Consider the following 8,955-nt stretch of genomic DNA (forward strand, 5'->3'; position numbering starts at 1 on the left):
CCGCACCCCTGGTGCGGCGGGCCTCTTCCCTGCGGGGACGGGCGCGTGGACGGGTCACAACAGGGCCTCTTCCTGGGGCGTTGACCCTCCGAAAACTTTCCGAAACTTTCGATCCCCAAGGTCCGGCACGTCTCGACGTCCACCCGCCTTCCGATGCGCCCCCGCGTCCTCCCTACCCGGGCGTAACAGCACCGCAGGGTCACGCGGTGTTTCGAAAACGTTGCGCAACTATTGACAACTCCCGCGCCCAGGAAGACTGTTGTGACGCTCTCCGGTCGGGCGTGACATGCGCAGGACCGGTCTTGTCCTCGTCGATGAACGCCGAGGTGCGTTCGGCGTGTCTCCCGGTCACCGACGGTGCCCCCCATGAGGAGGAACACTCGTATGAGCGAGACCCCCCACAACTCCGAAGCACGCCCTGTCAGCCGCAGGAAGCTGGTTCTCGGCGGCGCCGGGGCAGTGGTCGCGGCTGCCGGTTCGGGCCTGTTACTGCCCGGCACCGCACGTGCCGACCAGGTTCTGACCAGCAACTCCACCGGCACCTACAACGGGTACTACTACTCCTTCTGGACCGACGACCCGGGCTCCGTCACCATGACGCTGGGAGCGGCCGGTCAGTACAGCAGCCAGTGGTCCGACACCAACAACTGGGTGGGCGGCCTCGGCTGGAGCAACGGCAGCCGCCGCAGCGTCACCTACTCCGGCAGCTTCAACCCCGGCAGCAACGGCTACCTGGCCCTGTACGGGTGGACCGCCAACCCCCTCGTCGAGTACTACATCGTCGAGAACTTCGGCCCCTACAACCCCGGTTCGGCCGGCACCAAGCGCGGCACCGTCACCGACGGCGGCGGCGGCGGCACGTACGACATCTACGAGTCGACCCGCACCAACCAGCCCTCCGTGGAAGGCACCGCCACCTTCCAGCAGTACTGGAGCATCCGGCAGAGCAAGCGCAGCAGCGGCACCATCAACACCGGTGTCCACTTCGACGCCTGGCAGAAGGCCGGGATGCCGATGGGCGAGTTCAAGTACTACATGATCATGGCCACCGAGGGCTACCAGAGCACCGGCAGCTCCAGCGTCTCCCTGTCCGGCAGCGCCCCCACCACTCCCCCGCCGGGCGGTGGCACCAGCACCCCCACCACGCCTCCGCCGGGCGGCACCGGCGCGTGCAGCGCCGCGTACCGCACCTCCAGCTCGTGGCAGGGCGGCTTCAACGGTGAGGTGACCATCACGGCCGGCAGCGGCGGCGTCACCAACTGGAAGGTGCCGCTGACGCTGGCCGGCAACCAGACGATCGTCTCGCTCTGGAACGGCACCATGACGCGGAGCGGCAACGTGGTGACGGTGACCCCGGCCGGCCACAACCGCACCCTCGCCGCGGGCCAGTCCACGTCGTTCGGCTTCACCGCCAGCGGCCCGAGCTCCCCCTCCCCCACGGTCGGCGGCTGCACCGCCGGCTGACCTCCGAACCGCTCCACATCCCCCCACGCGACGGTGCGGCGCCCACGGGCGCCGCGCCGTTGCGGGGTCGTGGCGCGGTGGCGGGTCGTGGCGCGGCGACCACGATTCCCGTGAAGGAATGGCCCAGGCCCCCTGGCGACCGCTACAACAGGGCCGTGGACTTCTCCCGAGCGCTCCGTGAACGCCGTACCCGGCGCCGTGTCAGCCAGCTCGACCTCGCCCTGCGGGCCGGCACCACCCAGCGGCATCTCAGCTTCATCGAGTCCGGCAGGTCCGTCCCCGGACGCAACATGGTGGTGCGTCTGACCGAGTCCCTGGAGCTTCCGCTACGCGAGCGCAACGAGCTGCTGCTGGCCGCCGGTTACGCGCCCGTCTACCCGGAGACCCCGCTGGACGCCCCGGTCCTCGCTCCCGTCCGTACGGCGATCGACCACATCCTCACGGGGCATCTGCCGTATCCGGCCGTGGTCGTGGACGGCGCCGGCGACCTGGTCGCCGCCAACGCGGCGTTCGGCGTCGTCACCGAGGGGGCGGCCGAGGAACTGGTGGGACCGGGCAGGAACGTCTACCGGCTCGCCCTGCACCCCGACGGGCTGGCTCCCCGTGTCCGCAACCTGGCCGAGTGGGCGCGGCACATACTCGCGCGGCTCGGCCATCTGGAGGAGCTGCGGTCCGAGCTCGCCGCCTACGTCCCTCCGCTGGATCCCTCCGCCGCGCCCCTGGGCTTCGCCGTGCCGCTGCGCCTGGGCTCCTCCCACGGCGAACTGCACCTGACGACGACCGTGACCACCTTCGCCACCGCGGTCGACGTGACGCTGGCCGAACTGAAGCTCGAGGCGTTCCTGCCGGCCGACGGGGCGACGGCGGACGCGCTGACCGCGGCGGCCGGCACGGGAGCCTACTCCCCCATGGTTCAGGCGCCGGGGAACATGTAGTCGGCCCGGATCCTGCCGTCGTCGCCGAGCAGCAGGACCTCCAGGCCGCCGCCCACCACCTCACCGGTCCCGGTGGACACGGTCTCCCAGCTGAACTTGACCACGTCGTGCAGACGTACGGCGTCGGCGCGCGGCCGGAAGGTGAGTCCCCTCTTCTCGACGAACTCCTCGTAACTCCGTGCCACCCGGGCCTCGACCGCATCATGCCCCCGCGCCTCGAGGGTGGTGTGGCCGAAGCCCAGGCCGGCGGCGCGCTCCCTGATCTCGACGGGCGGCTGGAGGATGTGGGCGCCGTCATCGGCCCACAACCGTTCGACGGCGGCGCGCCGTTCGGCGGCGTCGGGGAGCGTCCACTGGGCGATGTAGCGGTCCGCCAGGTCCTGCGGGTCGAAGTCGGGCATCGGTTCTCCTCGTCACGTGGGTCGCTTCGCACCCGATCCTGCGCCGCGCCGCCCACGCCGCCAATTCCCGCCGGGGAATGGCCTGCCCGTCCCCGGGGCGGTACCTCCGCCTCGGCTTCGCGGGCTCAGCCGGTGATCTCCACGTGGAACTCCCGCAGTTCGTAACTGCCCAGCGCGCGCTGGAAGGAGACGCGGGGGGCGGTGCGCATCCGCAGTCCGGGTTCGGCGAAGAGGCGGGAGAGGAAGACGTCGGTCTCCAGGATGGCGATGTCCGCGCCGGGACAGCGGTGCGGGCCGTCACCGAAGGACAGGACAGGGGGCGCGTCCGCGCCGCGGGCGGCCTGTCCGGCGCGAGCGGGACAGAGCCGCTCCGGGTCGGAGCCCACCGCGCGCGCGTCGAGGTTGGCCTTCTCGACGTCGATCTCGACCACGGCCCCGGCAGGGATCCGGGCGCCGCCCTCACCGACCGTGAGCTCCGCGGTGGTGCGGCGGCGCAGGAGGGAGATGACCGGCTCCAGGCGCAGGATCTCCCGGAGCGTCGCGAGGCGCTCCGGCTCGTCGGCGGCGCGGTAGGCGGCCAGCAGTTCCTCGTCGGTGAAGAGGTGCCAGGCGGCGAGGGAGACGAACTCGCGGGTGGTGACCATGCCGGCAGCGGCGAAGGTGATGCACTCGCCGAGGATCTCGCCGCTCGAGCAGCCCTCGTCGAGCAGGTGGGAGATCAGGTCGTCACGCCGCCTCGCCCGTCGGGCACGGACCGCGGGACGCACGTCGGCCCGGAGGATCCGCAGCCAGTTGCGGTTCTGGCGGGCGATCGTGCGCAGTCCCCTGAGGCTGGTGAAGCCGGGCGTGTCGAACTCCCCGTCCGGGAAGAACGCCTCCAGCCGCCGGTCGAAGCCGGGGCGGGACTCGGTGAGGCCGATGACCTCGGCGGCCACCGCGATCGCGAGGCGGAAAGCGAGCTGGGTGAGGTCGGCCTCCCCTGCCGTGCGCAGACGGGTCAACTGGGCCTCGGCGACGCGCTCCATGACGGGGCGGTAGTGCTCGGCGACCCGGCGGGGCGTGAAGAAGCGTGCGGTCTGGCGGCGGTCCTCGCGGTGCTCGGGGCCGTCGCGGTAGAGGACCGGGCGGCGGTAGACGGAGGGCAGCTTCTCCACCGTCTCCACGCCCAGTCCGGCCTGCACGGTGTCGTGGGAGCGCAGGACCGTCCGCGCCTCGGCGACGCCGGTCACCCGCCAGACGCCGTCCGCGTCGTGCCGGACGGGGCATCCGCCGGGCGCGGCCGGGGCGTCGCCGTCCGCCGGGCGTGAGATCTTCCGCTCTCCGGTCGCCGGTCCCTTGCCGCGCATCCGCGCCACCTCCCACGCTCGGGGCCCTCCGGGAGCCGTACGGTACGACACGGCCCGGGGCCCCGAACAGGGTGCGGGCGGGGCCTTGCGAGGCGGCGGCCCCTGGCGCACTCGCTCATGTGTTCCCGCTACAGTTCATCCCGCGCTTCCAGGGAATTCACGCGCTACCTCTTGGCAGCCCGATTTCTACGCGCGTAACTTGAGTCGACCGTCCCGTTCTGTCATTTCCGCCCGTTCCGCGGCTCTTCGCGGCGGGTTCCTTCCGAGGAGTACACATCGTGCCCAAGTCCGGTGACAAGAGAGCGCGTTGGCGCCATGCCGCTCAGGCCATCACGGCGACGGGGGCGGCCGGCGCCTTCGTACTGACCCCGCTGCCGCAGGCCTTCGCCGCGCCCTCCGGCGGTGCGGTGATCGCCGAGGTGTACGGCGGCGGCGGCAACTCCGGGGCCACCCTCACCCGTGACTTCATCGAGCTGGGCAACGCCGGCGGCACGGCCGTCGACCTGTCCGGCTACAGCGTGCAGTACCTGCCGGGCTCCCCCTCGGCGACGTCCCGCTGGAGCGTCACGCGGGTCACCGGTTCCATAGCCGCGGGCGGCCGTTACCTGATCGCCGAGGCCCAGGGCACCGGCGGCACCACGGCCCTGCCCACCCCGGACGCCTCCGGCTCGATCGCGATGAGCGGCACCAGCGGCACGGTCGCCCTGGTGGCCGGCACCGACGAACTCGCCTGCAAGACCGCGGCGGACTGCGCGACCGACGAGCGGATCGTCGACCTGGTCGGCTTCGGCACCGCCGCCGTCCGCGAGACCAGCCCGGTCACCGGCGCCTCGAACACCGCCTCGGTGGCCCGCGCGGCCTCCCTCGCGGACACCGACGACAACTCCGCCGACCTCACCGCCGGCGCGCCCACCCCGGTCAACGCCAAGGGCGAGACCCCGGGCACCGGCGGCGGTGGCGGCGGCGAGGAGCCCGGCGACCCGGGCACCCCCGGCGCGGTCCGCGTCCACGACATCCAGGGCACCACCCGCCGCTCCCCGCTGACCGGCGAGAGCGTCACCAACGTCCCCGGCATCGTCATCGGCGTCCGCGACAGCGGTTCCAAGGGCTTCTGGATCCAGGACACCCAGGCCGACGCCGACCCGCGCACCAGCGAGGCGCTCTTCGTCTACACCGGCTCCGCCGCCCCGACCGTGAAGGCCGGCGACAGCGTCCTGGTCAGCGGCAAGGTCGCCGAGTACGCGCCGAGCAGCACCACCCAGTCGATCACCCAGATCTCCGGCCCGAAGACCTCGGTGCTCTCCTCCGGCAACGCGGTCCCCGCGGCGGTCGTGCTGGGCCCGGCGAACCTGCCCGACGACTACGCCCCGGACGCGGGCGGCGGCTCCATCGAGAGCCTGCCGCTCCAGCCGGCCCTGTACGCCCTTGACTTCCTCGAGGCCACCGAGGGCATGCGCGTCCAGGTCGCCGACGCCCGGGTGGTCGGCGCGACCACCGAGTACGACGAGGTGTACGTCACCGCCAGGCCCGAGCAGAATCCCTCGGTCCGCGGCGGCACCGTGTACCTGGGCTACGACGGCCAGAACTCGGGCCGCGTCAAGATCGAGTCGCTCGGTCCCGAGATCCCCGAGGCCAACGTCGGCGACACGCTGGCCGGCGCCACCACCGGCCCGCTGGACTACGACTCCTACGGCGGCTACACGCTGATGGCCACCGAGCTGGGCTCCCACGTGTCGGGCGGTCTTGAGCGCGAGGTGACGCGCCCGCAGCGCGACAAGGAGCTGGCGATCGCCACGTACAACGTGGAGAACCTGGACGCCCTGGACCCGCAGGAGAAGTTCGACCGCCTGGCCGAGGGCGTGGCGGTCAACCTCGCCGCCCCGGACGTCGTCGCGCTGGAGGAGATCCAGGACGACAACGGCGCCACCGACGACGGCACGGTCTCCTCCGAGCAGACCCTGGCCCGCTTCACCGACGCGATCGTCGCGGCCGGCGGCCCCCGCTACAGCTGGCGCTACGTCGCCCCGCAGGACAAGGCGGACGGCGGCGAGCCGGGCGGCAACATCCGCCAGGTCCTCCTCTACAACGAGGAGCGCCTGACGTTCACGGACCGCGCCGCCACGGACGCGAGCGCCGCCACCGAGGTCGTCGCCACCCGGAAGGGGGCACAGCTGAGTGTCTCCCCGGGCCGGATCGCCCCGGCGAGCGACGCCTGGAAGAACAGCCGCAAGCCGCTGGTGGGCGAGTTCAAGTTCCACGGCGAGCAGGTCTTCGTGATCGCCAACCACTTCGCCTCCAAGGGCGGCGACGCCCCGATGCACGGCAAGCTCCAGGAGCCCTCGCGCTCCTCGGAGGAGCTGCGTCACCAGCAGGCGCAGGAGGTCCACGACTTCGTCGCCGAGCTGCTGGCGGCCGACCCGAAGGCGAAGGTGGTCGTCCTCGGCGACATCAACGACTTCCAGTTCTCGAAGACCACCGAGATCATGACGGGCGACGGCTCCCTGCTGACCCCGCTCGTCAACACGCTGCCCGTGGAGGAGCGTTACACCTACGTCTACGAGGGCAACTCGCAGACGCTGGACCAGACGCTGGTCAGCCCGTCGGTGGTCGCCTACGACTACGACATCGTGCACCTGAACGCGGAGTTCGCCGACCAGGCGAGCGACCACGACCCGCAGGTCGTGCGCATCGATGTCAAGAAGGGTCGCAAGTAGCCCTCCCCGCTCCACCCGCCGCGGCCCGTCCGGAACACTCCGGGCGGGCCGCGGTGCGTACCGCCCGCGTCCGGCGGTCGGCCGGCGGGAGGCCGGCGGGAGGCCGGCGGGAGGCCGGCGGGCGCTATTGACAGGGCATGGTCACGGAAGGAAGGTTTCAGCGCCCGAGGGTCATGGTGAAAGATTCTTTCGGAGGTCCTGTGCGCTACAGAGGAATCAGCAGACGCCGGTTCGGAGCGGGGGCCCTGGCCCTAGGAGGTGCGGTGATGGTCACGCCTCTCGGCGGCGGGGCCGCCGCGGCGGCCGGAGGGTCGTCCGGCGGCTCGGCGGACGACGCGTCGGGTGACGGCGCGTCGGGTGACGGCGCCGGGCGGCGGCCGACGCTGCGCCGTGGGTCGGCCGCGCGGGCCGGGCTCCTCGCCGGCCACCTGGCGGAGATCACCGCGGTCGCCGAGCGGTACCTCGGTCCCTCCCCCACCCGGCCGTACTGGGCGGGCGCGGTGGTACTCGCCGGGCGCGGCGGCACGGTGGCCCTGGAGACGGCCGTCGGCAAGGCGGTCCGCTACGCCGACTACGACGCGGACACCGGCGAGGCGGTGGAGTTCCCGCCCGCGGAGCAGATCGACGCCACCCCGGACACCGTCTACGACCTGGCCTCCCTCTCCAAGCTGTTCACCTCGCTGCTCGTGGTCCAGCAGCTGGAGCGCGGCCGGATCGAGCTGGAGGCGCCCGCCGCCCGTTACCTGCCGGAGTTCGCCGGCGGCGGCAAGCAGGACGTCACCGTCCGGCACCTGCTCACGCACACCTCGGGCATGCCCGCCTGGATCGCCCTGTACCGGCAGCCGGACCGTGAGGCGATGCTGAAGGCGCTGTGGGCGGTGGAGCCGACGGACCCCCCGGGCACCGTCTACCGGTACTCGGACCTCAGCCTGATCACCCTTCAGCTGGTGCTGGAGCGGGTCACCGGCAAGCCGCTGGACGTCCTGCTGGCCGAGGAGATCACCGGGCCGCTGGGCCTGACCCGCACCCGCTACAACCCGCCCGCCGACTGGCGGCCGCGGATCGCCGCCACCGAGGTGTCCCGGCCGCCGTGGGCCGGCCTGGACCGGGGGCTGGTGTGGGGCGAGGTGCACGACGAGAACGCGTACGCCCTGGGCGGCGTGGCGGGGCACGCCGGCGTCTTCTCGTGCGCCTGGGACCTCGCGGTGCTGGCCCGGACGCTCCTCAACGGCGGCGAGTACGGCAGGGTCCGCCTGCTCTCCGAGGAGTCGGTGGAGCTGCTGTTCTCCGACTTCAACACCGCCTTCCCCGGCAACAGCCACGGGCTGGGCTTCGAGCTGAACCAGCACTGGTACATGGGCGCCATGGCCACCCCGCGCACGGCGGGGCACACCGGGTTCACCGGGACCTGCATCGTGCTGGACCCGACGACCGACTCGTTCCTGGTCCTGCTGGGCAACTCGGTGCACCCGGTGCGCACCTGGCGGTCCGGCTCGGCGCCGCGGCAGGCGGCGGGCGAGCGGATGGCCCGTGCCGTGGCGGTGCCGCCCGCGCACGGGGACGCGGCCTGGTTCGGCGGCATGACCACGGCTTCCCAGACCGTGCTGACGCTGCCCGCGCTGGACACCTCGGCGGGGTCCGCCCGGCTCACCGGCGACCTGTGGTGGGACACCGAGGCGACCTGGGACGTGCTGTGCGCCGAGGTGTCCACCGACGACGGCGTCACCTGGAGCGCCCTGCCGTTCACCACCCGGGCCCCGCACGACGAGCCGGTCGCGCGGCCCGACGGGCGGGTGTCGGGCTTCAACGGCCGCGTCTGGCACCGGTTCGCCGCCGAGCTGCCGGCCTCCGCGGCCACGCTGGTCCGGTGGCGGTACACCACCGACGCGCGGTACGTGGGCCGGGGCGTGTACGTCGGCGCGCAGAAGGCCGCCGCCGGGGACACGCTGCTGTACGCCGACGCCCGCGCGGCCGACCTGGCCAGGGTGACCGCGGAGGGGTGGACGCGGGAGAGGGACTGAGCCTGCCCCGGCTGGGCCGCCTGAGCCTGCCCCGGCCGGGGCCGGGGCAGGCCGGTCTCTGATAAAAAAAAACC

General features: G+C 72.6%; 6 protein-coding genes. 4 read left to right on the forward strand and 2 right to left on the reverse strand.

Going from position 1 to position 8,955, the window contains the following annotated elements:
- Nucleotides 1-384 precede the first annotated feature (384 nt).
- Together ACFRAV_RS30820 and ACFRAV_RS30825 are read left to right on the forward strand one after the other, a co-directional pair.
- A complete protein-coding gene (locus ACFRAV_RS30820) occupies nucleotides 385-1,464 on the forward strand; it encodes a glycoside hydrolase family 11 protein (protein WP_382560752.1) in 1,080 nt (359 codons plus the stop codon).
- 155 nt (nucleotides 1,465-1,619) lie between these two features.
- Nucleotides 1,620-2,399: a helix-turn-helix domain-containing protein gene (locus ACFRAV_RS30825; RefSeq protein ID WP_382560754.1), complete on the forward strand. Its 780-nt coding sequence runs from the start codon at nucleotides 1,620-1,622 to the stop codon at nucleotides 2,397-2,399.
- Here the strand turns inward: ACFRAV_RS30825 and ACFRAV_RS30830 are convergent.
- Together ACFRAV_RS30830 and ACFRAV_RS30835 are read right to left on the reverse strand one after the other, a co-directional pair.
- On the reverse strand, nucleotides 2,378-2,800 hold the full coding sequence (locus tag ACFRAV_RS30830; protein ID WP_382560757.1) for a hypothetical protein: 423 nt from the start codon (nucleotides 2,798-2,800) through the stop codon (nucleotides 2,378-2,380). The two genes, ACFRAV_RS30825 and ACFRAV_RS30830, sit on opposite strands and share 22 nt — an antisense overlap.
- A 125-nt stretch (nucleotides 2,801-2,925) precedes the next feature.
- Nucleotides 2,926-4,146 carry a cytochrome P450 gene (locus ACFRAV_RS30835; RefSeq protein WP_382560760.1) on the reverse strand — a complete coding sequence of 407 codons (1,221 nt, stop codon included), beginning with the start codon at nucleotides 4,144-4,146 and terminating at the stop codon, nucleotides 2,926-2,928.
- A gap of 278 nt (nucleotides 4,147-4,424) precedes the next feature.
- Between ACFRAV_RS30835 and ACFRAV_RS30840 the strand changes: the two genes are divergently transcribed.
- Nucleotides 4,425-6,860 (forward strand): lamin tail domain-containing protein, encoded by a 2,436-nt coding sequence (locus tag ACFRAV_RS30840; protein WP_382560764.1) that lies wholly within the window; start codon nucleotides 4,425-4,427, stop codon nucleotides 6,858-6,860.
- 173 nt (nucleotides 6,861-7,033) lie between these two features.
- Complete coding sequence (locus ACFRAV_RS30845; protein ID WP_382560768.1) at nucleotides 7,034-8,881, forward strand: serine hydrolase; 1,848 nt, start codon at nucleotides 7,034-7,036, stop codon at nucleotides 8,879-8,881.
- Nucleotides 8,882-8,955: the final 74 nt, after the last annotated feature.

It is taken from the genome of Streptomyces sp. NPDC056600 (assembly GCF_042792855.1).
Lineage (GTDB): Bacteria > Actinomycetota > Actinomycetes > Streptomycetales > Streptomycetaceae > Streptomyces.

Coding starts and splice junctions, on each gene's coding strand:
- ACFRAV_RS30830 (WP_382560757.1), bottom strand. CDS start 2,800: ATGCCCGACTTCGACCCGCAGGACCTGGCGGACCGCTACATCGCCCAG.
- ACFRAV_RS30845 (WP_382560768.1), top strand. CDS start 7,034: ATGGTGAAAGATTCTTTCGGAGGTCCTGTGCGCTACAGAGGAATCAGC.
- ACFRAV_RS30835 (WP_382560760.1), bottom strand. CDS start 4,146: ATGCGCGGCAAGGGACCGGCGACCGGAGAGCGGAAGATCTCACGCCCG.
- ACFRAV_RS30820 (WP_382560752.1), top strand. CDS start 385: ATGAGCGAGACCCCCCACAACTCCGAAGCACGCCCTGTCAGCCGCAGG.